Raw genomic sequence first — 20,572 nt, forward strand, 5'->3', positions numbered from 1 at the left:
GGTTGCGGCGGTTGCTGCCGGGTGGCGAGCAACCTCACACAGCAGGCCGCACTGATGGAGGAACACCATGAAAAAATGGCTGATTGTTATCGCGGCACTGATGCCGCTGAGCGGCATGGCGAACATGCTGAACAACACTAACCAACCGAATCAACCCGGCTATAACCCAAGCCAGCAGCGGATGCAGACGCGCATGCAGATCCAGCAGCAGCAACAGCAGCAGCAGTTGCGTCAGGATCAGCAGCAGCAAAATCAGGAGATGCAGCGCAAGCTGCAGGAGCGGCGCGATAGCGCCCGGCAGCGCGTGATTCAGTCGCAGCCGGGCCAGCAGAACAGCAATACACAAACGCAGTACGGCAATTAACGGAAGTCCGGGCCGATAGCATCAATGCGATCGGTACAGATGGCATCCACGCCCCAGCTCAGCAGCTCGCGCGCCCGCGCGGGCTGATTCACGGTATACACCAGAATACGCAGACCGGCGGCTTTAAGCGCGGCGGTGCGTCCGGCGTCCAGCAAGCGATGATTTAAATGGATGGAGACGCAGTCAAGCGCGGCGGTCAGCGCCTGCCAGTCGTCGTGCCACTCATCCAGCAGCAGGCCGCGCGGCAACTCCGGCGCGGCCTGCATCGCCGCTTCCAGCGCCGCGTACGAGAACGAGGACATTAGCGGTGCCGTTTGTCCCTGCCACAGCGTTCGTGCGGCCAGCGCCACATCGCGCCCGGTCTCTACCTCTGTACCGCTGCTGGGTTTGATCTCAATGTTGGCCATCATCTGATGCTGGCGGCAGCGCGCGGCCACCTCGCTCAGCAATGCCAGCGGTTCACCGTCAAATTCACGGCTAAACCAGCTGCCGGCATCCAGCTGCGCCAGCTGCTGCCACGGCAGATCGCCCGCCACGCCCCAGCCGTTGCTGGTGCGGTCCAGCGTGTCATCGTGCAGCAGGAAAATCTGCTTATCCTGTGACAGTTTGGCGTCGAATTCGATCATGGTATGACCGTAGTGCGCGCCGACATCAATCGCCGCCAGGGTGTTTTCCGGGGCCAGCTTGCCGCCGCCGCGATGCGCAACAATGTGCGGATAGGGCCAGTTTTTTACACTCATTCCAGACGCTTTCCATGGGTAGAATCGAAGAAGTGTAACGCATCTGGCGGCAGTTGTAGCCACAGGCTGCTGCCAGCCTGCGGCCGCTCGCTATGCGGCAAACGCACCACCAGCCGCGTGTTGCCAATGTGGCCATGCGCAAGATTGTCCGCGCCGAGGATCTCCAGCGTATCCACCACCAGCGGCACACCGCCGGCCTCACGGCTGCTGAGCTGAATATGCTCGGGACGAATGCCGAGCGTCAGCGGACGGTTGGCCCATCGCGCTTTGCCGGCGCCGAGCGGCAGGCTGTTGAGCGCGTCGAGCTTAAAGCGCGAGCCATCGCTGTTAATCTGACCGGGTAGCAGGTTCATCGCCGGCGCGCCGATGAATGACGCAACAAACTGACTGGCCGGACGCTCATACACCTCCACCGGGGTGCCCACCTGCTCCACCACGCCTTTATTCATCACCATCACGCGCTGCGCCAGCGTCATGGCTTCAACCTGATCGTGCGTGACGTACAGGCTGGTGGTTTTCAGCCGGCGGTGCAGTTGCTGCAGCTCCAGACGCATCTGCACGCGCAGGCGCGCATCCAGGTTCGACAGCGGCTCATCAAACAGAAACACCGCCGGTTCCCGCACGATGGCGCGGCCCATGGCCACGCGCTGACGCTGGCCGCCGGAGAGCTCGCGCGGACGGCGCTGCAACAGGTGATCAAGCTCCAGACTGCGCGCCGCATCCATCACCCGCTGGGTAATCTGTTCCTTGCCCATGCCGCGGATCTTCAGGCCGTAAGCCATGTTTTCTCCCACCGTCATGTGCGGGTAGAGCGCGTAATTCTGGAATACCATGGCGATGCCGCGATCTTTCGGCTCCATGTCGGTGACGCGCCGATCATCGATGTAGATATCGCCCGACGTGACGCGCTCCAGCCCGGCCACCATGCGCAGCAGCGTCGATTTTCCACAGCCGGATGGGCCGACCATCACCATAAATTCACCGTCATTGATGGTGATGTTCAGCGGCTGAATGATTTGGTTTTTGCCGTCATACGATTTCGTAACGGTCTGAAGGGTTACCGCTGCCATCTATTTCTCACTCTCCACCAGGCCACGCACAAAAGCGCGCTGCATCACAAGCACCACCACCACCGGTGGAATCAGGGTTAATAACATCGCCGCCATCACTTCGTTCCACTGCGTCGGACCGCCGCTGGTGTTGATCATACTTTTCACCCCCGCCACGGCAGTGCTCAGGCCGGCATCGTTGATGATCAGCAGCGGCCACAGATACTGGTTCCAGCCGTAAATAAAGGTGATGACAAACAGCGCGGCGAGATTGGTTTTTGACAGCGGCAGCACGATATCCCAGAAAAAACGCATCGGGCTGGCGCCGTCAATGCGCGCCGCTTCAATCAGCTCATCCGGCAGCGACATAAAAAACTGGCGGAACAGGAACGTGGCGGTCGCGGAGGCCATCAGCGGCAATGTCAGACCGCTGTAACTGTCCAGCATGTGCAGCGTGGAGATCACCTCCACCGTCGGGAAAATACGCACTTCTACCGGCAGCATCAGGGTGATGAAGATCAGCCAGAAAAACAGCGTGCGCAGCGGAAAACGAAACCACACCAGCGCAAAAGCCGACAGCATCGACACCGTGATTTTGCCCACGGTGATGCCCAGCGCCATGATCAGGCTGTTCAGCATCATCAGGCCAAACGCCGCGCTGCCGTTGACGCCATCGCGCCAGATGTGGGTGATGTTGTCGATGAGATGCGGGCCCGGCACCAGCGTCATCGGCACCTGATACACCGCGTTGTTATCCAGCGTCGCGGCGACAAACGCCACGTACAGCGGGAACAGAATGGTCAGCACCCCCAGCGCCAGCAGCGTGTGGGCGAAGATATCCAGCCCGCGTCGATTTTCAATCATTGGTATTGCACCTTACGCTCGACAAAGCGGAATTGCAGAATGGTCAGCCCGATGACCAGCAGCATCAGCACCACCGACTGCGCGGCGGACGACGAGAGATCGAGTCCGGTGAAGCCTTCGCGGTAGATTTTGTAGATCAGCGTGGTGGTGGCCTGTACCGGACCGCCGCCGGTGGCAGCATCAATCACCGGGAAGGTGTCGAAAAAGGCGTAAACCAGATTCACCACCAGCAGGAAAAAGCTGACCGGCGTAATCAGCGGCAGCGACAGATTAAAGAAACGGCGCACCGGTCCGGCACCGTCAATCGCCGCGGCTTCCACCAGCGATTTAGGAATGGACTGCAGCGCGGCAAAGAAAAACAGGAAGTTGTAGCTCATTTGCTGCCAGATCGACGCTAATACAATCAGGAACATCGCCTGACCGCTGTTCTGCGCATAGTTCCAGTTGTAGCCAAGCTGGTTCAGCAGATGGCTGAACAGCCCCAGCCCGGGATTGAACAGGAACATCCACAGCACCGCCGCAACCACTGGCGCTACCGCATAGGGCAGCAACAGTAGCGTCTGATAGAGCTTTTTCAGCCGGATAACGTAATCCACCAGCGCCGCCAGCAGCAGCGAGAACGTCATACCGCATACTGTCACCAGCGCGCTAAACACGAGGGTGGTCCAGAACGAATCAAGGTAGTAGTCGTCACTGAACAGCCGGCGGAAGTTATCAAGGCCAACAAAGGTGCTGGAGATGCCAAACGGATCGATGCTTTGCAGCGAGTACCACAGCGCCTCTCCGGCGGGCCAGAGAAAAAAGATCGCGGTGATCGCCAGCTGCGGGGCCACCAGCAGATACGGCAACAAACGGGCGCGGAAAACCGGACGTGATGATGAAGACATAGCAGGCTCGTCAGAAAGAGACAGCGGGACGGACTTACCCGTCCATCCCGCCATTACGGAGTTACTTCACTTGCTGTTCAAAGCGACGCAGCAGTTCGTTGCCGCGTTTCACCGCGTTGTCCAGCGCTGCCTGTGGCGACTGTTTGCCGGTCCACACGCCTTCCAGCTCTTCGTCGACGATGGTACGAATCTGCGGCATGTTGCCCAGACGCATACCTTTGGTGAACGGCAGCGGATCTTTATTCAGCATCTGCCGCGTGGCGATGTCCGCGCCCGGGTTTTTGTCATAGAAGCCCTGCTGTTTGGTCAGCTCATAAGCCGCGGTGGTGATCGGCAGATAACCGGTTTTCTGGTGCCATTCTGCCGCGATATCCGGCTGGGCGAGGAACTTCATGAACTCCGCCGCGCCTTTGTACGTCGCTGCATCTTTGCCTTTCATCACCCACAGGCTGGCGCCACCGATAATGGCGTTCTGCGGTGCGTTCGGCACGGTGTCATCGTACGGCATCATGCCCACGCCAAAGTTGAATTTGGCGTAATGCTTAATGTCGGCCCGCGAACCGGATGAGGCGGTGGTGATACCGCAGTCGCCGTTATAGAACTTGGACGTCGACTCGTCTTTACGGCCAAAGTAGGTGAAATCACCTTTCTTATTCATCTCTTCCAGCAGCTGGATGTGGCGCACCTGCACGGGTTTGTTGAACTCCAGCACCGCGTCGGTACCGTCAAAGCCGTTGTTTTTGGTGGCAACCGGCAGGCCATGCCAGGCGCTGAAGTTTTCGATCTGAATCCAGCCCTGCCAGCCGCTGGCATAGCCGCAGCTCATGCCGGCTTTACGCAGCGCGGCGGCATCCTGCGCCAGCGCCTGCCAGGTTTTCGGTGGCTGATCCGGGTTAAGACCGGCTTTTTTGAACGCGTCTTTGTTGTAGTACAGCACCGGCGTGGAGCTGTTAAACGGCTGCGAGATCAGCTGGCCGTTGCTGTCGCTGTAGTAACCGGCAACGGCAGGAACAAACTGTTTCGGGTCCATCGGCACGCCGGCGTCTTTAAACACTTCATGCACCGGCACGATGGCTTTAGAGGCCATCATGGTGGCGGTGCCCACTTCGTAAACCTGCAGAATGGCCGGTGCCTTACCGCTGCGCACCGCAGCGATACCCGCAGCCAGGCTCTGCTCGTAGTTGCCTTTGTAGGTCGGAACGATTTTGTAATCCGGGTGAGCCTGGTTAAAACGCTGTGCCAGAGAATCGACTTCTTTGCCTAACTCACCTTCCATTGAGTGCCAGAAAGGGATTTCGGTAGCAGCCAGCGCATTACCGCTGATCGCCAGACCGAGCAGCAGACTCATCAGGCGGGGACGAAGCGTAAAAGCGGACATAAGGGTTTCCTGTGCTTGTGGCGCGCGCGATATCACGCATTTTTTGTTCGCGAAGTAACATGACACGAGGAAATGACGGAAAAATAACAGGATTATGACGGGAGTATGACGGGGTTAGTGCGCGCTGATGCCCTCACCCCGGCCCTCTCCCACGGGGAGAGGGAGATGGAAGGCCGTGCGCGCTGATGCCTTCTTCTGCAGGGCGAGAGAAGTCCGGGAGAATGCCAGGATAGCAACCTGGCCTGAAAAACGCTGCCGTACGGTTCCCTCTCCCGCGTGCGGGAGAGGGTTAGGGTGAGGGCAAATCACCGCACCCACGTCATGACCAAAGCCAGGTCAGGCGCCTAAATACGCGCTTCTCACCGCTTCATTGGATAACAACGCTTCACCGCTATCCTCCAGCACCACGTGACCATTCTCCAGCACGTAACCGCGATCGGCCAGCTTCAGCGCCTGGTTGGCGTTCTGCTCGACGAGGAAGATGGTCATGCCCTCTTTACGCAGCTGTTCGATGGTGTCGAAAATCTGCTGGATAATGATCGGCGCCAGACCCAGCGATGGCTCGTCCAGCAGCAGCAGGCGCGGCTGGCTCATGAGGGCGCGGCCAATCGCCAGCATCTGCTGCTCACCGCCGGACATGGTGCCGGCGCGCTGCACTTTGCGCTCCGCCAGCCGGGGGAACAGCTGATAAACGCGCTCAATGCGCTCCTGATACTGCTGACGCGTCGCGAAAAAGCCGCCCATCGCCAGGTTCTCTTCCACCGTCATGCGCGAAAACACGCGCCGGCCTTCCGGCACGATGGCAATCGCTTCACGCATGATTTTTGCCGTCTGCCAGTCGGTAATGGTTTTGCCATCAAAGGTGATGGTGCCGCTGGTGGCGCGCGGCTCGCCACACAGCGTACCGAGCAGCGTGGTTTTGCCTACGCCGTTAGCGCCAATCAGCGTCACGATTTCGCCCTGGCTGATGTGCAGATTAATGTTATGCAGTGCCTGGATCGGGCCATAGTGCGCACTGACGCCCTGTAAAGTTAAAATCGGGTTCGCCATGTTACGCCTCACCTAAATAAGCACGGATCACATCCGGGTTGTTACGCACTTCTTCCGGCGTACCGTTGGCCAGCGGCGTTCCCTGATTCACCACATAAATGCGGTCAGAAATGCCCATCACCAGTTTCATATCGTGTTCAATCAGCAACACCGTCACCTTGTGTTCGCCGCGCAGTTCAGCGATCAGCTCATCCAGCTCGTGCGTTTCGCGCGGATTGAGGCCGGCGGCCGGTTCGTCGAGCATCAGGATTTCCGGACGCGTCACCATGCAGCGGGCGATCTCCAGCCGGCGCTGCTGGCCGTAAGCCAGATTTCCGGCCTGGCGGTTAGCCAGCTCCAGCAGGCCAATGCGCTCCAGCCAGCTGGCCGCGCGGTCCAGCGCTTCGCTCTCGCCGCGCCGGAACGCCGGGGTTTTAAACAGCCCGGAGAACACGCCGCTTTTCAGATGCTGATGCTGCGCCACCAGCAGGTTTTCAATCACCGTCATCTCACGGAACAGGCGCACGTGCTGAAAGGTCCGCACCACGCCCATGCGCGCAATCTTCTGCCCCGGCAGGCCCTGCAATGGCTGATCGCGCAGTTTGATGGTACCGCCCGTTGGCTTATAGAAACCGGTCAGGCAGTTGAATACCGTGGTTTTCCCCGCCCCGTTCGGGCCAATCAGCGAGACGATCTCCTGCGGATGCAGTTCCAGCGCCACGTTGTTGACGGCCAGCAGGCCGCCGAAGCGCATCATCAGGCCTTCAACGGCTAATAAAGGCTGACTCATGCCTGCTCTCCTTGTTTTGCCTGTTTCAGCTTCAGGTGCGGACGCTTCATCGGCAGCAGCCCCTGCGGACGCCAGATCATCATCAGCACCATCAACCCACCGAGTACCAGCATGCTGTACTCGTTCAAATCACGCATCAGCTCGCGCGACACCACCAGCAGAATCGCGGCCAGGATCACCGCCAGCTGCGAACCCATGCCGCCCAGCACCACAATCGCCAGCACAAACGCGGACTCGACAAAGGTGAAAGATTCCGGGCTGACAAAGCCCTGACGCGCGGCAAACAGCGTACCGGCGAAACCGGCGAACACCGCGCTGATGGTAAAGGCCGTCAGCTTGATGCGCGTTGGGCTGAGACCGAGCGAACGGCAGGCGATCTCATCTTCACGCAGCGCTTCCCACGCACGCCCCAGCGGCATGCGCAGCAGACGATTGATGACGAACAGCGTCAGCACCACCAGCAGCAGCGCCACCAGATAAAGGAAAATCACGCGGTGATTGGGATCGTACGCCAGGCCCGTCAGATCGTGGAAGGTGGTCCAGCCGCCTTCACTGACGCGCCGGCCAAATTCAATACCAAACAGGCTTGGCTTGGGAATCTGCGCGATTCCGTTGGGACCGCCAGTGATTGATGTGCTGTTGAGCAGCAGAATACGCACGATCTCACCAAAGCCGAGCGTCACAATCGCCAGATAGTCACCGCGCAACCGCAGCACCGGGAAGCCCAGCAGCAGGCCAAAGGCACCGGCGACAATACCGGCCAGCGGCAGACTTTCCCAGAAGCCAAAGCCGTAATAGTGATTCAGCAGCGCAAAGGTGTAAGCACCGATGGCGTAAAAGCCGCCGTAGCCCAGCACCAGCAGGCCGGACAGGCCCACTACCACATTCAGGCCGAGGCCGAGCATCACGTAGATCAGCGTCAGGGTGGCGATATCCACGCTGCCGCGCGACACGAAGAAGGGCCAGGCGACGGCGGCAACAATCACCAGCAGCATCAGCAGTTTTTGCTTTGGTGTCGAACCGTCAAAACCCGGCAGCACCAGCCCTTTGCCACTGCGCTTGAACTTGCCCTGCAACAGCGGACGCAGCAGCTGGAACACAAACACCACTGCGCAGCCGAGGAAGATCCAGTTCCAGCGCACGGCACCCGCATTCGCCACCACCAGTTTGGTACCGTCGAGATCGAGGCGCATGCCCATAAAGAAGCTGGCGAGCACCAGCAGCATCACCGTGGAGACCACGGCGTTAACCAGACCGAGGCGTTTCATACTTTCTCCACCTCCGGACGGCCCAGGATACCGGTTGGCATCACCAGCAGCACCACGATCAGCAGCGCGAACGACACCACGTCTTTATATTCAGTCGACAGATAGGCTGACGTCAGCGCTTCCGCAATGCCCAGCACCAGGCCGCCAATCATCGCGCCCGGAATGCTGCCGATGCCGCCCAGTACCGCCGCGGTAAAGGCTTTCATGCCGGCCATAAAGCCGATGAACGGGTTGATGGAGCCGTAAAACTGCCCCAGCAGCACGCCAGCCACGGCCGCCATCGCTGCGCCGATCACAAAGGTCAGTGAGATCACGCGGTCGGTGTTGATGCCCAGCAGGCTGGCCATTTTCAGATCTTCAGCGCAGGCGCGGCAGGCGCGGCCCATGCGCGAATAGCGGATGAACAGCGTCAGCGCCAGCATCGCGAGGAAGGTGACGACCCAGATAACCAGCTGCATGGTGGTGAGCGTGGCGGCAAAGCCGTTGCTCTCACCCAGCGTCCACTGGCCGGTGATCAGGCTGGGCAGCGCCAGATCGCGCGAGCCCTGCGTCAGGCTGACGTAGTTCTGCAGAAAGATCGACATACCAATCGCCGAGATCAGCGCGATCAGGCGTTTGGAGGAGCGCACCGGCTTATACGCCACGCGCTCGATGCTCCAGCCGTAGGCGCTGGAGATAATCACCGCCATCACGAACCCGGCGGCAATCATCAGCCACGAGGTGTCGATACCCATCATCATCAGGGCGGCAATCACGATAAAGGAGACATAGCTGCCGATCATGTATACCTCGCCGTGGGCGAAGTTGATCATGCCGATGATGCCGTAAACCATGGTGTAACCGATGGCGATCAGCGCGTAGGTGCTCCCGAGGGTGACCCCGTTGAACATCTGCTGAATGAAATAGAGAAACTGCTCGGACATAGTGAGGACCTGCATGTAAACGGGAAATCCCCGGTGCGTTCGGCACCGGGTTAGGGTGAGAGCACCGCGTCGCAGCGCCTCATTCAGCGCGCGTGCGCGGTGCCGCACCCTGCCCTCGCCCATCAGGAGAGGGACAATTCAGGAGCGTGCTTACTTAACTGCGGTAGAAGAACCGTCTTTGTGCCATTTGAAGACGCCAAATTCGAAGCCCTTCAGATCGCCCTTCTGGTCCCAGCTCAGGTTACCCATCACGGTGGGCACCGGCGCACCCTCTTTCAGGTTTTTAGCAATCGCATCAGGCTCATCGCTTTTGCTGCGCTCAATGCCCGCCACCAGTGACTGAATAGCCGCATAGGTGGTCCAGACGAACGGGCCGGTTGGATCTTTGCGGTTTGATGCGCTGTTGGCTTTGATCGCGTCCACAATCGCTTTGTTGTCTGGCAGCTGGTCGTAGCGCTTCGGCAGCGTCACGTACAGGCCTTCAGAGGCGTCACCCGCGATGTTAGACAGGGAAGCGTTGCCGACCCCTTCTGGTCCCATAAAGCCGGCTTTCAGACCGGCGGTTTTGGCCTGACGCAGAATCTGGCCCAGTTCCGGGTAGTAACCGCCGTAGTAAACGAAGTCGACATTCTCTTTCTTCAGGCGCGCAATCAGCGTGGAGAAATCTTTATCGCCAGCGGTGATCCCTTCGAACAGCACCACGTTGCCGCCTTTCGCCTTCAGGGTTTTCTGCACGGATTCCGCCAGGCCCTGACCGTACTGCTGCTTGTCATGCACCACGGCAATACGTTTTGGTTTGATCTGATCGAGGATGTAGTTGGCAGCGGTCGGGCCCTGATCGGAATCCAGACCGGTGGTACGCATCACGTCGGCATAGCCGCGCGCGGTCAGTTCAGGCGCAGTAGCCGCCGGGGTGATCATCAGAATGCCTTCATCGTTATAAATGTCTGATGCTGGCTGAGTGGAGGAGGAGCACAGGTGGCCGATAACGTATTTGATGCCGTCATTAACCACTTTGTTGGCCACCGCAACCGCCTGTTTCGGGTCACAGGCGTCGTCATATTCTACGCCAACCAGCTTGTCGCCGTTTACGCCGCCTTTGGCGTTGATGTCCTTGATCGCCTGGGCCGCACCGGTGAACTGCATGTCACCGTACTGCGCCACCGGGCCGGTTGCCGCACCGACAATCGCAATTTTGATGTCTTTCGCCAGTACCGCATGGCTCATCGCCAGCGCTACGCAACCCGCCAGTAATGCGCGTCCTTTACTCATTTTCATGCGAACTTCCCCATCTGTTGTGTCGTGTCTGTTGTGATTGGTTATTTATCTGCCAGTCAAAGAGCAAAACTGATTTGAGAATAATGAGTTAGCGCTCTTTTCTGGCATTTTTTGTTAAGAAGGCTTTATTTTTCAGGTTATTAAACAGGAACTTTCTTCTGTAAATCAACTGACATATTCAGTAAAAGCTGACGGGAACAGCAGATTACTCTGGTTTTTATGGCCGGTTTTTCACCACCAGGCCAGCGCGTTATGCTGGCTTTTTCAGCGATCGATGCGGGCTTACTCCACAATCCTGGCAAAGTGGCTGGCATTTGACCTCTTTTCATCGCAAAAAAGTGACAGCGCTCTGACTGTCTAAATTCGCTACACTAAGGCCTTTCTGCCAGTACAGGTAAGGGTTATGAAGCTCACTATTCAGCGCATCAGCACGCTGACGCCGCAGGATCGACTGGATTTAGCCAAAGTCTGGCCGCAGCAGGATATCGCGCAGCTGGAAGCCAGCCTCAGTGAAGCGCAGCGGCTGTATGCAGCGCGCTTTAATGATCGCCTGCTTGGGGCGCTGCGGCTGGAGATTCGCGGCACGCTGGGCAAGATTACGCAGCTGGAAGTGCGTGAAGTTACGCGGCGGCGCGGCGTAGGGCAGTATCTGCTGGAAGAGACGATAGCGCAGAACAGCGCGCTGGATCACTGGTGGGTTGCCGATGACGGCGAAGACGATCAGCGCGTACGCGCGGCGTTTATGCAGGCGTGTGGTTTCCGCGCGCAGAGCGACGGGTGGGTGCGTTAAGCGGCGATTTTACGCCGTGCAGAGTGGTGCGCATGGATGCGTATGTGGCGCAGGAGCGTGATTAACGGTGCGCATGAATGCGCACCCTGCGGGGATTGCGAACGAGCGTACAGATTGCGTGGGGTCGTGATTAACGATGCCTATGCATGCGCGTCCTGTAGGGTCGCCATTCATGGCGACCGTGCTGCAATCCGCACAGGTCATGCGTCGTCGCCGGTTATTGCGCGCATAAAAAAGGGCGACCCGCTGGTCGCCCCATTTATCTGTCAGCCGTTAATCAGGCTTCAATTGCCATACGCAGTTTCTTCATGGCGTTCTTTTCCAGCTGACGCACGCGCTCGGCAGACACACCGTACTGGTCAGCCAGCTCCTGCAGCGTGGTTTTGTTGTCATCATCCAGCCAGCGGGCGCGGATAATGTGCTGGCTACGCTCATCAAGGCTCAGCATTGCATCGCTCAGCTTGTCAGCGGCGTGCGCATCCCAGTTATCCTCTTCAATGCCGTCGGCAAAGTCAGAGGTTTTATCCTGCAGATACAGCACCGGTGCCATCGGCTTGCCTTCGCCCGCATCGTCATCAGACGACATGTCGAAGGTCATATCCTGGGCCGCCATGCGCGACTCCATTTCCAGCACGTCTTTGCTGCTGACACCCAGCTCGCGCGCCACCATTTCGACTTCATCCTGATTGAACCAGCCGAGACGCTGCTTGGTTTTACGCAGGTTAAAGAACAGTTTGCGCTGTGCTTTGGTGGTGGCAACTTTCACGATACGCCAGTTACGCAGCACGTACTCGTGAATCTCCGCTTTGATCCAGTGCACGGCAAACGACACCAGACGCACCCCGACTTCCGGGTTGAAGCGACGCACCGCCTTCATCAGGCCGATGTTACCTTCCTGGATCAGGTCCGCCTGCGGCAGGCCGTAACCGGAATAGTTACGAGCGATATGAACAACAAAGCGCAGGTGAGACAGGATCAGCGTCTTAGCTGCATCCAGATCGCCCTGGTAATGCAGCCGCTCAGCCAGTGCTTTTTCCTCTTCTGCCGTTAATACCGGCCAGTTGTTAGCAGCCCGGACGTAAGATTCCAGGTTGCCCAGAGGAGCAATCGCTAAAGTTTGCATTTCTTTGGTCATTCAAACCCTCACAAATTCAATGGACTTGCTGCTCGTTTCCCTGCGCAGCCGTTACATTATGTCAACGACGCGTGAAAACCAAAAGCAATCTGTGCTACTTGGACGTCAAAGTTATCCACAAGTTCAATTATAGCAGTGAATATTTTACACACAGATGACGGCGGGGGAAATCGGAGAAATCCTCTGCTCCCAGGTCGTCGGCAGCAGAGGAAGAGTATATCAAAAAATCGTTGCTATGGGTTACTGCGGCGTAAAACGACGTAAATGTTGCACCGTCGCCAGCCAGGCGGCAATCCAGCCGATGATGGCCGCGATTAACAGCAGCAGCAGACCTTCATCCCACGAAAAGCCCTCCAGCGCGAAGCTGGTACCGAAGACAGAGGCGACCTGCGCCACCACCGACTGCAGGCGCAGCACCAGCACTTCCGACAGAATCAGCGACAGCACCGCACCGCTGAAACCGAGCAGCGCGCCGCCGTAGAGGAAGGGCCGCAGAATAAAGCCATCGGTCGCGCCAATCAGCTTCTGCACGTTGATGGTGTCACGCCGGGCAAAAATGCTCAGACGCACGCTGTTGCCAATCACCAGGAACACCGCCACCACCATCAGCAGGCCGATCATTGACGCCACCTGCCCCACCAGCCCGGTGAGTGCGGCTAAACGCGCAAACCAGCTGTCATCCATGCGCACTTCATCCACGCCCTGCACTTTCGCTACGCGATCGCGCAGATTGGCCATGGTATCGGAGTTCTGGAAGTTCAGCTTCGGCGTGATGATCGCCACCGCCGGCAGCGGGTTCTGCTCCAGCATATCCATCGCACCACCAAAGCCGGACCAGTTGCGGAACTCGCTTTGCGCCTCTTCACGCGTCAGGTAGTTCACCTTGTCCACGCCATCGAGCTTTTTCAGCTCGGCGGTCACGTTCTCTGCCGCCGTGTCATCCAGCGCTTTGTCGAGGTAAACCGTCAGCTGCGGCGCCGGGTACCACTGCGCGGCGGCCTGGCTGACGTTTTTCCACACCATGTAGCACACGCTGGGCAGCGTCAGCGAAATCGCGATCACCATTACCGTCAGCAGCGTCGCCAGCGGCTGACGATACATGTCGGACAGCGTACCGCGCCACGCGTAGCGCCACTGCTCCTGCCAGCCGCCCTTCAGCGCTTTGCTCTTTGACGGCTGCTTCGCCGTTTTCGGCGCAGCCGGACGCTTGTTACGTTTATTGACCATCGTGGCCTCCGTGCAGACGTCCCTGATTCAGCGTCATCACGCGATAATTGCGGCGTGCGATCAGCCCGATGTCGTGCGTCGCCATCAGTACCGTAACGCCCACGCGGTTGAACTCTTCAAACAGGCGCAAAATATCTTCCGACAGCGCGTTATCGAGGTTACCGGTCGGTTCATCCGCCAGCAGCACGGCCGGTTTATTCACTACCGCGCGGGCAATGCCGACGCGCTGCTGTTCACCGCCAGAGAGCTGAATCGGATAACTTTTTGCTTTGTCGAGCAGGCCGACTTTGTCCAGCGCCGCCGACACGCGACGGCGAATATCCTCGCCGCTGGCGCCGGAAATAATCAGCGGGATCGCCACGTTGTCGTAGACCGAACGATCCATCAGCAGGTGGTGATCCTGGAAAATCATGCCGATCTGGCGGCGCAGGAAAGGCACTTCGCTGTGACGCAGCCGGGAAATATCGTGACCGCTGAACCAGATTTGCCCGGCGCTCGGGCGCTCAATGCCACAAATCAGCTTCAGTAAGGTACTTTTCCCCGCGCCTGAGTGGCCGGTCAGAAACGCCATCTCACCGGGACGCAAATGGAAATCCACGCCCTGCAGCGCCTGGCGTCCTCCCAGATAAGCCTTACTGACCTCTTCAAAGCGAATCATGCCAATTATTCCTCTCGGGCAAACAGTGCCTCAATAAAGTCGGCGGCCTTAAACGGCCGTAAATCTTCGATGCCTTCCCCGACACCGATATAACGAATCGGAATGCCAAACTGATCGGCCACCGAGAAGATCACGCCACCTTTTGCGGTGCCGTCGAGCTTGGTCAGGGTGATGCCGGTCAGGCCGACCGCTTCGTGGAACAGCTTCGCCTGGCTCATGGCGTTCTGGCCGGTGCTGGCGTCAATCGTCAGCATCACCTCATGCGGTGCCTCTTCGTCCAGCTTCTTCATCACGCGGGTGATTTTTTTCAGCTCTTCCATCAGGTGCGCTTTGTTCTGCAGGCGGCCGGCGGTATCGGCGATCAGCACGTCAACGTGGCGCGATTTCGCCGCCTGGATGGCGTCAAAAATGACCGACGCAGAATCCGCGCCCGTATGCTGCGCGACCACCGGAATATTGTTGCGCTGGCCCCAGACCTGCAGCTGCTCTACCGCCGCCGCGCGGAAGGTGTCCCCCGCCGCCAGCATGACGGACTTGCCCTGCGCCTGATACTGACGCGCCAGCTTACCGATGGTGGTGGTTTTACCCACGCCGTTAACGCCGACCATCAGGATAACGAACGGCGTTTTGCCCGCCACGTCCAGCGGAGCATCGACCTTTTCCAGAATGCCGGCCATTTCAGCCTTCAGCAGGCCATACAGCGCTTCGGCATCGCGCAGCTGCTTACGGCTGGCCTGTTGCGTCAGGCTGGTGATGATACGGCGCGTGGTTTCCACGCCGACATCGGCAATCAGCAGCTGCTCTTCCAGCTCTTCAAACAGCTCGTCATCGATTTTTTTGCCGCGGAACAGGCTGATAAAGCCGGATCCGAGGTTTTCACGCGTTTTGACCAGGCTGCGTTTCAGGCGGGCAAAGAAGCCCTCTTTGGTGGGGCGCTCCTGCTCCTGAGCCACAATCGGCGCGGCCGCCAGCGGCAGATCGCTCACGGTGTCTGTCGCCACGCGCTCTTCAGCCGCGTCTTCGGCATAGGTTTCCGCTAACGCCAGCGCTTCCAGTTCTTCATCGCTCAGCGGTGCGTCTGCATCCTCTGCGTCCTCTGCTTCCTCTGCTTCCTCTGGCTGAGGCTCCTCAGATAAAACCGGTGCTTCAATAATCAGTTCTTCAGCCTGCGGCTCCTCTTCAACCGGCATCAGCTCCGGCTGCGGATGATCTTCCGGCAGTACCTCTTCTTCAATCGCGCTGACGGCAGCGGTTTCTGCGTCATCAGCGTTAGCGTCGGATTCGGCAGCGGTTTCTGCTTCCGCAACGGGATGCGTTTCAGCGTCGGCGTGAACCGGCGATTCGGCCTGCTGTTCTGCCACCTGTTCAGTGACGATCACGGTTTCGGCGGCCTGCGCTTCGGCGCTTGCTAACGCGCTCTCTTCAGCGGCGGGTGCCGGTTGATCGGTCGGCTGCTGCTGCGCCTGCTCTTCCGCTGGCTGCTGCTCTTCTTTGCCAAAGCCCAGCCAGGAAAAAAAGCCGCGTTTTTTCTCTTTTGCCATTGTGTGACCACACTCCTCGATGGCTTATTCCCGGTAGCACGCTGTTCCCAGGGGATAAAAAATTCACTTTTTCGCGCGTGAGCGGCGTAAAAATCAGGCAATTACGTCCGCTTTATCAACTTAGTAGTCTAACACTTTCCTGCCAGCGCACCACAGCACCCTTTTTTAACGTTTCTTCTGCCTGCTACGCCCGTTAAACTACGCAACAAATTATGACGAGTTGTGAGCGAAATGAGTAAATCCCCCCGCAACAGCGGCGCGGCAGGCCAGATTCGCCTGATTGGCGGACAGTGGCGCGGCCGCAAATTGCCGGTGCCGGACAGCGCCGGCCTGCGCCCGACCACCGATCGCGTGCGTGAAACGCTATTTAACTGGCTGGCGCCGGATATCCAGCAGGCGCGCTGCCTCGATTGCTATGCCGGCAGCGGCGCGCTGGGCTTAGAAGCGCTGTCGCGCTATGCCGCCTCCGCAACACTGCTGGAACTGGAACGTCACGTGGCGCAGCAGCTGACGCAAAACCTGCACACGCTGCGCGCCAGTAACGCCAGCGTCGTCCAGACCAATACGCTGCAGTGGCTGAGCCAGCCCGGCGAGCCATTCGACGTGGTGTTTGTTGATCCCCCGTTCCGCAAAGGCCTGCTGCAGGAGACACTAACGCTGCTGGAGAACAATGGCTGGCTCGCCGCCCACGCGCTGATTTATGTTGAGAGCGAAGTGGAACACGGCACCCCGCTGGCCCCGGCTAACTGGGATCTGTATCGCGAGAAGATTGCCGGTCAGGTGGCCTATCGCCTCTATCAACGCCAACAGGAGACCGATGATGTGGCTTAATCTGGGACGTTTGCTGATGATTTGCGTCTGGGCATTTCTGCTGCTTAACCTGGTGCACCCCTTCCCGACGCCGCTGCGCTACTTTGTCCATGTTGCGCTGTTCTTTATGGTGGTGATGCACGGCCTGCAGCTGGTGCTGCTGCGTGCCACGCAACCAAAGGAAGCGCCAAAGCTGAGCCGCGCCACACAGGCGAAAATCTTCTTCTTTGGCGTATTTGAACTGCTGGCGTGGCAGAAAAAGCACTATCCGTCGTAACGTAAGACAGCGCGCGGCTTCAGCCCCGTGCGCTTTAGTGCCTATTGCGCCGGGGTAAAGCTGACAAAGCGCGTGCCCTGCATTTTCAGCTCGCCCTTCACGCCTTTGTCCATCTGGTGATAATCGCTGGCGCTGACGTTGACCTTAAAATCACCGGCGCCGTTCAGCGGATGGAACCAGGCTTCATACTTCATCTCTTCCGCCACAATCTCTTCGCGCTGACGCGAACGGCGATTGGGGGCCGGAAACTCTCGCTTGGTTTTCACTTCCACACTCATTGAGCGCACCGGTGAAGCGTCGTTGACCGCGGCTTCGCGGCGCTGCTTGATAAACTGACGGGTTGCCAGGATGGCAATTACAGCCAGGACGATAAAAAAGATTAGCGGTGGTTTGCTCATGTTTTCTCTCGCACTTTACGTCGGGGGTTAACAGATAAAAGACGCCAAAGCATACAACCAGAGTTGCCCGATTGTCACATTTGCCGCCAGTAACTTAAACTGAGATCGCGATTTTGGGAAAATTCATCAATGTGGGCGACACGTTCACAAAAGGGAGAAAAAATGCTTTGGTCTTTCCTTGCAGTCCTTTTTTCCGGTTGGCTGTATGTCGATGCCTCCTACCGCGGCCCGCAGTGGCAGCGCTGGCTGTTCAAACCCGTTACGCTGCTGTTGCTGGTTGCCTGGGCGTGGCAGGCTCCCACGCTTAACACCACCGACTACCTGATTCTGGCTGGCCTGGTCGCTACGCTGGTGGGCGATGCGTTAACCCTGCTGCCGCGTCAGCAGATGCTGTATGCGCTCGGCGCCTTTTTCCTTTCGCATCTGCTGTACACCATCAGCTTTGCCGCGCACATGACCATGAGCTTCTTCTGGCCAATTCCGCTCACCTTCCTGGTGATTGGTATCATCGTGATCGCCATTATCTGGTCAAAACTGGATACGCTGCGCTGGCCGATCTGTACGCTGATTGGCATGACGCTGGTGATGAACTGGATGGCGGCGGAAAATTACTTCTTCCGTCCGACCGATTACAGTTTCTCGCTGCTGGTGGGTGCCGTACTGCTGTTGCTGGCTAACATCGTGTGGTTTATCTCGCACTATCGCCGCCGCTTCAGCGCTGACAGCGCGATTGTCGCCGCCTGCTACTTCGCCGGTCACTTCATGATTGTGCGTTCACTGTGGCTGTACTAAAAAAATTGACCTCACCGCTTGACTCTGGAGTCCACTCCAGAGTGTAGCATGCAGACTGCGGGCATCGGCCCGCTTCTGCAACCGGAGGTCACATGCATCAACATGCCCACTCTTGCCGCTGTGGCAAATCACACCGTCAGCCAAAACCGCTGTGCGCGGTACGCAGCGTTCAGCCTGCATCCCTGAAGATTTCCGCCGCGCAACCGGTGGCCGCGTCCAGCGATTGCGGCTGCTGCACCAGCGATGACGACAGTCCCGGCGGCGGCGACGCCGACAGCGACAGGCGCGCATCCGCGTCCTATCAGTTTCGCTGGCAGATTGCCGGCATGGACTGCCCGAGCTGCGCCCGCAAAATCGAAACCGCCGTGCAAAAGCTGCCGCAGGTCGCCAGCGCGCGGGTGATATTCGCCAGTGAAAATCTGCTGGTGGAGGCGCACAGCGATATTCGTCCGGCTATCGAACAGGCCGTTAACCACGCCGGCTTTAGCCTGAAATCCACTGAGAACCCCGCACCGGCGGCGCGCCGCTGGCGCGATAATGCCTCACTCATACTGCTCACGCTGTTGATGATTGCCAGCTGGCTGCTGAGCCAGCTCACGCCGCTGTGGGGCGATCGCCTGTTTGTGCTTACCACGCTGGTCGGTCTGGTGCCGGTAGCCCGCAGCGCGTGGCAGGCCATACGCAGCGGCTCGCCGTTCAGCATTGAAACCCTGATGACCCTCGCCGCCGCGGGCGCACTGGTGATTGGCGCCCACGCCGAAGCTGCCATGGTGCTGCTGCTGTTCCAGCTGGGAGAACGGCTGGAAGCCTATGCCGCCGCGCGGGCGCGCCGTGGCGTCACCGCGCTGATGGCGCTGCGTCCGGACACCGCCACACGCGTCAATGGCACACAGCGTGAGCAGGTGTCACTGGCGGCGCTGCAGCCCGGCGATGTGATTGAAGTAGCGGCAGGCGGTCGTCTGCCTGCCGATGCCGAGCTGCTGCACGCCAGCGCCAGCTTTGATGAAAGCGCGCTGACCGGCGAATCGCTACCGGTGGCCCATCAGCCGGGCGATGCCGTGATGGCAGGCGCTACCAGCGTGGATCGGCTGGTGACGCTGCGCGTGACCTCACAGCCGGGCCACAGCGCTATCGACCGCATTCTGCAGTTGATAGAAGAAGCTGAAAGTCACCGCGCGCCGGTGGAGCGTTTTATCGATCGCTTCAGCCGCCTCTACACGCCGGCCATCATGCTGCTGGCGCTGCTGGTGATGGTGCTGCCGCCGCTGCTCGGATTAGGCGCCTGGCTGCCGTGGATCTACAAAGGGCTGACGCTGCTGCTGATTGGCTGTCCGTGCGCGCTGGTGATCTCCACGCCTGCCGCTATCACTTCCGGCCTGGCGGCGGCGGCTCGCCAGGGCGCGCTGATTAAAGGCGGCGCGGCGCTGGAACGCCTCAGCCGGGTGCAGGCACTGGCGTTTGATAAAACCGGCACCCTGACCGCCGGTAAACCGCAGGTCACCGACGTGCAGCCGTTTGGCGCAGATACACAGCAACAGCTGCTCAGCCTCGCGGCCGCCATTGAGCAGGGCTCCGGCCATCCGCTGGCGCGAGCAATAGTCGCGGAAGCGCAGCGCCAGCAGCAGGTGATTCCGCCGGCGCAGCATCAGCAAACGCTGGCCGGCAGCGGCATTCGCGCGCAGATCAACGGCGTGATGCATCAACTGCTGGCACCGCGTGATGTGGCGGCGCTGAGTGACGCGCAGCAGCAGCAGATTGCGCAGCTGGAAGCACAGGGCAAAACCGTGGTGGTGCTGTTGCGCGAAGCACAGCCGCTCGGGCTGCTGGCGCTGCAGGATTTGCTGCGCGAGGAGGCGCGCAGTGCGCTGGCGGCGCTGCAGGCGCTGGGGATTCATAGCGTGATGCTGACCGGCGATAATCCGCGCGCCGCCGCCGCGATAGCCGCTGAACTCGGCATCAGCTATCGCGCCGGTCTGTTGCCTGCGGATAAGGTAGCCGCCGTGCGTGAACTGGGCGAACAGCAGCCGCTGGCGATGGTCGGCGATGGCATCAACGATGCGCCAGCCATGAAGGCCGCGACGCTGGGGATTGCCATGGGCAGCGGCACCGATGTGGCGCTGGAAGCGGCCGATGCGGCTCTGACGCAGAATAACCTGGCGATTCTGCCGCGCACCGTGCAGCTGGCACGCCGCACGCGCGCCATCATCCGTCAGAATATTGCGCTGGCGCTGGGGCTGAAGGCGATTTTCCTCGTCACCACGCTGCTCGGCTTTACCGGCCTTTGGCTGGCGGTGCTGGCCGATTCGGGTGCCACCGCGCTGGTCACCGCCAACGCGCTGCGCCTGCTGCGTCAGCGCTGAGGCGGGCGGATGCC

General features: G+C 59.3%; 21 protein-coding genes. 6 read left to right on the plus strand and 15 right to left on the minus strand.

Going from position 1 to position 20,572, the window contains the following annotated elements; all coding sequences use genetic code 11:
• The first annotated feature begins 67 nt into the window (after window positions 1-67).
• Window positions 68-364, plus strand: a complete 297-nt coding sequence (locus CBW22_RS00285; protein ID WP_021507999.1) for a DUF2756 domain-containing protein — start codon at window positions 68-70, stop codon at window positions 362-364.
• Here the strand turns inward: CBW22_RS00285 and ugpQ are convergent.
• From ugpQ to CBW22_RS00335, 10 genes are all read right to left on the minus strand, one after another.
• Window positions 361-1,104 (minus strand): glycerophosphodiester phosphodiesterase, encoded by a 744-nt coding sequence (gene ugpQ, locus CBW22_RS00290; RefSeq protein WP_088515729.1) that lies wholly within the window; start codon window positions 1,102-1,104, stop codon window positions 361-363. The two genes, CBW22_RS00285 and ugpQ, sit on opposite strands and share 4 nt — an antisense overlap.
• On the minus strand, window positions 1,101-2,174 hold the full coding sequence (locus CBW22_RS00295) for a sn-glycerol-3-phosphate import ATP-binding protein UgpC (RefSeq protein ID WP_088515730.1): 1,074 nt from the start codon (window positions 2,172-2,174) through the stop codon (window positions 1,101-1,103). Before CBW22_RS00295 ends, ugpQ begins: the two co-directional genes overlap by 4 nt.
• Window positions 2,175-3,017 (minus strand): sn-glycerol-3-phosphate ABC transporter permease UgpE, encoded by an 843-nt coding sequence (ugpE, locus tag CBW22_RS00300; protein ID WP_021508002.1) that lies wholly within the window; start codon window positions 3,015-3,017, stop codon window positions 2,175-2,177.
• The gene (gene ugpA / locus CBW22_RS00305; protein WP_031279792.1) at window positions 3,014-3,904 is read right to left on the minus strand and encodes a sn-glycerol-3-phosphate ABC transporter permease UgpA; all 891 of its coding nucleotides are present in this window, start codon (window positions 3,902-3,904) and stop codon (window positions 3,014-3,016) included. The genes ugpE and ugpA overlap by 4 nt, the downstream gene beginning before the upstream one ends.
• Before the next feature lie 61 nt (window positions 3,905-3,965).
• A complete protein-coding gene (gene ugpB, locus CBW22_RS00310) occupies window positions 3,966-5,282 on the minus strand; it encodes a sn-glycerol-3-phosphate ABC transporter substrate-binding protein UgpB (protein WP_088515731.1) in 1,317 nt (438 codons plus the stop codon).
• Window positions 5,283-5,618: 336 nt separating this feature from the next.
• Window positions 5,619-6,332 (minus strand): high-affinity branched-chain amino acid ABC transporter ATP-binding protein LivF, encoded by a 714-nt coding sequence (gene livF, locus CBW22_RS00315; RefSeq protein ID WP_088515732.1) that lies wholly within the window; start codon window positions 6,330-6,332, stop codon window positions 5,619-5,621.
• 1 nt (window position 6,333) lies between these two features.
• Window positions 6,334-7,101, minus strand: coding sequence for a high-affinity branched-chain amino acid ABC transporter ATP-binding protein LivG (gene livG, locus CBW22_RS00320; protein ID WP_021508005.1), 768 nt, complete (start codon window positions 7,099-7,101; stop codon window positions 6,334-6,336).
• Complete coding sequence (locus CBW22_RS00325; RefSeq protein WP_059009892.1) at window positions 7,098-8,369, minus strand: high-affinity branched-chain amino acid ABC transporter permease LivM; 1,272 nt, start codon at window positions 8,367-8,369, stop codon at window positions 7,098-7,100. Before CBW22_RS00325 ends, livG begins: the two co-directional genes overlap by 4 nt.
• Window positions 8,366-9,292, minus strand: coding sequence for a high-affinity branched-chain amino acid ABC transporter permease LivH (livH, locus tag CBW22_RS00330; protein WP_010615899.1), 927 nt, complete (start codon window positions 9,290-9,292; stop codon window positions 8,366-8,368). The genes CBW22_RS00325 and livH overlap by 4 nt, the downstream gene beginning before the upstream one ends.
• 150 nt (window positions 9,293-9,442) lie before the next feature.
• Window positions 9,443-10,570: a branched-chain amino acid ABC transporter substrate-binding protein gene (locus CBW22_RS00335; protein WP_021508007.1), complete on the minus strand. Its 1,128-nt coding sequence runs from the start codon at window positions 10,568-10,570 to the stop codon at window positions 9,443-9,445.
• A gap of 403 nt (window positions 10,571-10,973) precedes the next feature.
• Between CBW22_RS00335 and panM the strand changes: the two genes are divergently transcribed.
• Window positions 10,974-11,360: an aspartate 1-decarboxylase autocleavage activator PanM gene (gene panM / locus CBW22_RS00340; protein WP_021508008.1), complete on the plus strand. Its 387-nt coding sequence runs from the start codon at window positions 10,974-10,976 to the stop codon at window positions 11,358-11,360.
• Between the two features lie 277 nt (window positions 11,361-11,637).
• Here the strand turns inward: panM and rpoH are convergent, their stop codons facing one another.
• From rpoH to ftsY, 4 genes are all read right to left on the minus strand, one after another.
• Window positions 11,638-12,495 (minus strand): RNA polymerase sigma factor RpoH, encoded by an 858-nt coding sequence (gene rpoH, locus CBW22_RS00345; RefSeq protein WP_021508009.1) that lies wholly within the window; start codon window positions 12,493-12,495, stop codon window positions 11,638-11,640.
• Between the two features lie 240 nt (window positions 12,496-12,735).
• Window positions 12,736-13,722: a permease-like cell division protein FtsX gene (gene ftsX / locus CBW22_RS00350; protein WP_021508010.1), complete on the minus strand. Its 987-nt coding sequence runs from the start codon at window positions 13,720-13,722 to the stop codon at window positions 12,736-12,738.
• Window positions 13,712-14,380, minus strand: a complete 669-nt coding sequence (gene ftsE, locus CBW22_RS00355) for a cell division ATP-binding protein FtsE (protein ID WP_021508011.1) — start codon at window positions 14,378-14,380, stop codon at window positions 13,712-13,714. Before ftsE ends, ftsX begins: the two co-directional genes overlap by 11 nt.
• A gap of 5 nt (window positions 14,381-14,385) precedes the next feature.
• Window positions 14,386-15,921 carry a signal recognition particle-docking protein FtsY gene (ftsY, locus tag CBW22_RS00360; protein WP_088515733.1) on the minus strand — a complete coding sequence of 512 codons (1,536 nt, stop codon included), beginning with the start codon at window positions 15,919-15,921 and terminating at the stop codon, window positions 14,386-14,388.
• Window positions 15,922-16,152: 231 nt separating this feature from the next.
• Here ftsY and rsmD point away from each other — a divergent pair, with 231 nt between their 5' ends.
• Both rsmD and CBW22_RS00370 read left to right on the plus strand, forming a co-directional pair.
• Entirely contained in the window at window positions 16,153-16,752 is a 600-nt protein-coding gene (gene rsmD / locus CBW22_RS00365) for a 16S rRNA (guanine(966)-N(2))-methyltransferase (RefSeq protein ID WP_059009888.1), read from the plus strand.
• On the plus strand, window positions 16,742-17,008 hold the full coding sequence (locus CBW22_RS00370; protein WP_021313674.1) for a DUF1145 family protein: 267 nt from the start codon (window positions 16,742-16,744) through the stop codon (window positions 17,006-17,008). Before rsmD ends, CBW22_RS00370 begins: the two co-directional genes overlap by 11 nt.
• Window positions 17,009-17,049: 41 nt before the next feature.
• Here CBW22_RS00370 and CBW22_RS00375 read toward each other — a convergent pair whose 3' ends face one another.
• Window positions 17,050-17,406 carry a DUF2500 domain-containing protein gene (locus tag CBW22_RS00375; protein ID WP_021508014.1) on the minus strand — a complete coding sequence of 119 codons (357 nt, stop codon included), beginning with the start codon at window positions 17,404-17,406 and terminating at the stop codon, window positions 17,050-17,052.
• A 162-nt stretch (window positions 17,407-17,568) separates the two neighbouring features.
• On the opposite strand from CBW22_RS00375, the gene CBW22_RS00380 reads away from it, so the two are divergent.
• Window positions 17,569-18,198 (plus strand): lysoplasmalogenase, encoded by a 630-nt coding sequence (locus CBW22_RS00380; protein ID WP_021508015.1) that lies wholly within the window; start codon window positions 17,569-17,571, stop codon window positions 18,196-18,198.
• A gap of 92 nt (window positions 18,199-18,290) precedes the next feature.
• Window positions 18,291-20,558: a zinc/cadmium/mercury/lead-transporting ATPase gene (locus CBW22_RS00385; RefSeq protein WP_088515734.1), complete on the plus strand. Its 2,268-nt coding sequence runs from the start codon at window positions 18,291-18,293 to the stop codon at window positions 20,556-20,558.
• Window positions 20,559-20,572: the final 14 nt, after the last annotated feature.

It is taken from the genome of Pantoea sp. VS1, assembly GCF_002207995.1.
GTDB classification, from domain to species: Bacteria; Pseudomonadota; Gammaproteobacteria; order Enterobacterales; family Enterobacteriaceae; genus Pantoea; species Pantoea dispersa.

Bases quoted from the DNA above. Each gene is read 5' to 3' on its own strand.
- CBW22_RS00285 (WP_021507999.1), top strand. From the start codon at position 68: ATGAAAAAATGGCTGATTGTTATCGCGGCACTGATGCCGCTGAGCGGC.
- ugpQ (WP_088515729.1), bottom strand. From the start codon at position 1,104: ATGAGTGTAAAAAACTGGCCCTATCCGCACATTGTTGCGCATCGCGGC.
- CBW22_RS00295 (WP_088515730.1), bottom strand. From the start codon at position 2,174: ATGGCAGCGGTAACCCTTCAGACCGTTACGAAATCGTATGACGGCAAA.
- ugpE (WP_021508002.1), bottom strand. From the start codon at position 3,017: ATGATTGAAAATCGACGCGGGCTGGATATCTTCGCCCACACGCTGCTG.
- ugpA (WP_031279792.1), bottom strand. From the start codon at position 3,904: ATGTCTTCATCATCACGTCCGGTTTTCCGCGCCCGTTTGTTGCCGTAT.
- ugpB (WP_088515731.1), bottom strand. From the start codon at position 5,282: ATGTCCGCTTTTACGCTTCGTCCCCGCCTGATGAGTCTGCTGCTCGGT.
- livF (WP_088515732.1), bottom strand. From the start codon at position 6,332: ATGGCGAACCCGATTTTAACTTTACAGGGCGTCAGTGCGCACTATGGC.
- livG (WP_021508005.1), bottom strand. From the start codon at position 7,101: ATGAGTCAGCCTTTATTAGCCGTTGAAGGCCTGATGATGCGCTTCGGC.
- CBW22_RS00325 (WP_059009892.1), bottom strand. From the start codon at position 8,369: ATGAAACGCCTCGGTCTGGTTAACGCCGTGGTCTCCACGGTGATGCTG.
- livH (WP_010615899.1), bottom strand. From the start codon at position 9,292: ATGTCCGAGCAGTTTCTCTATTTCATTCAGCAGATGTTCAACGGGGTC.
- CBW22_RS00335 (WP_021508007.1), bottom strand. From the start codon at position 10,570: ATGAAAATGAGTAAAGGACGCGCATTACTGGCGGGTTGCGTAGCGCTG.
- panM (WP_021508008.1), top strand. From the start codon at position 10,974: ATGAAGCTCACTATTCAGCGCATCAGCACGCTGACGCCGCAGGATCGA.
- rpoH (WP_021508009.1), bottom strand. From the start codon at position 12,495: ATGACCAAAGAAATGCAAACTTTAGCGATTGCTCCTCTGGGCAACCTG.
- ftsX (WP_021508010.1), bottom strand. From the start codon at position 13,722: ATGGTCAATAAACGTAACAAGCGTCCGGCTGCGCCGAAAACGGCGAAG.
- ftsE (WP_021508011.1), bottom strand. From the start codon at position 14,380: ATGATTCGCTTTGAAGAGGTCAGTAAGGCTTATCTGGGAGGACGCCAG.
- ftsY (WP_088515733.1), bottom strand. From the start codon at position 15,921: ATGGCAAAAGAGAAAAAACGCGGCTTTTTTTCCTGGCTGGGCTTTGGC.
- rsmD (WP_059009888.1), top strand. From the start codon at position 16,153: ATGAGTAAATCCCCCCGCAACAGCGGCGCGGCAGGCCAGATTCGCCTG.
- CBW22_RS00370 (WP_021313674.1), top strand. From the start codon at position 16,742: ATGTGGCTTAATCTGGGACGTTTGCTGATGATTTGCGTCTGGGCATTT.
- CBW22_RS00375 (WP_021508014.1), bottom strand. From the start codon at position 17,406: ATGAGCAAACCACCGCTAATCTTTTTTATCGTCCTGGCTGTAATTGCC.
- CBW22_RS00380 (WP_021508015.1), top strand. From the start codon at position 17,569: ATGCTTTGGTCTTTCCTTGCAGTCCTTTTTTCCGGTTGGCTGTATGTC.
- CBW22_RS00385 (WP_088515734.1), top strand. From the start codon at position 18,291: ATGCATCAACATGCCCACTCTTGCCGCTGTGGCAAATCACACCGTCAG.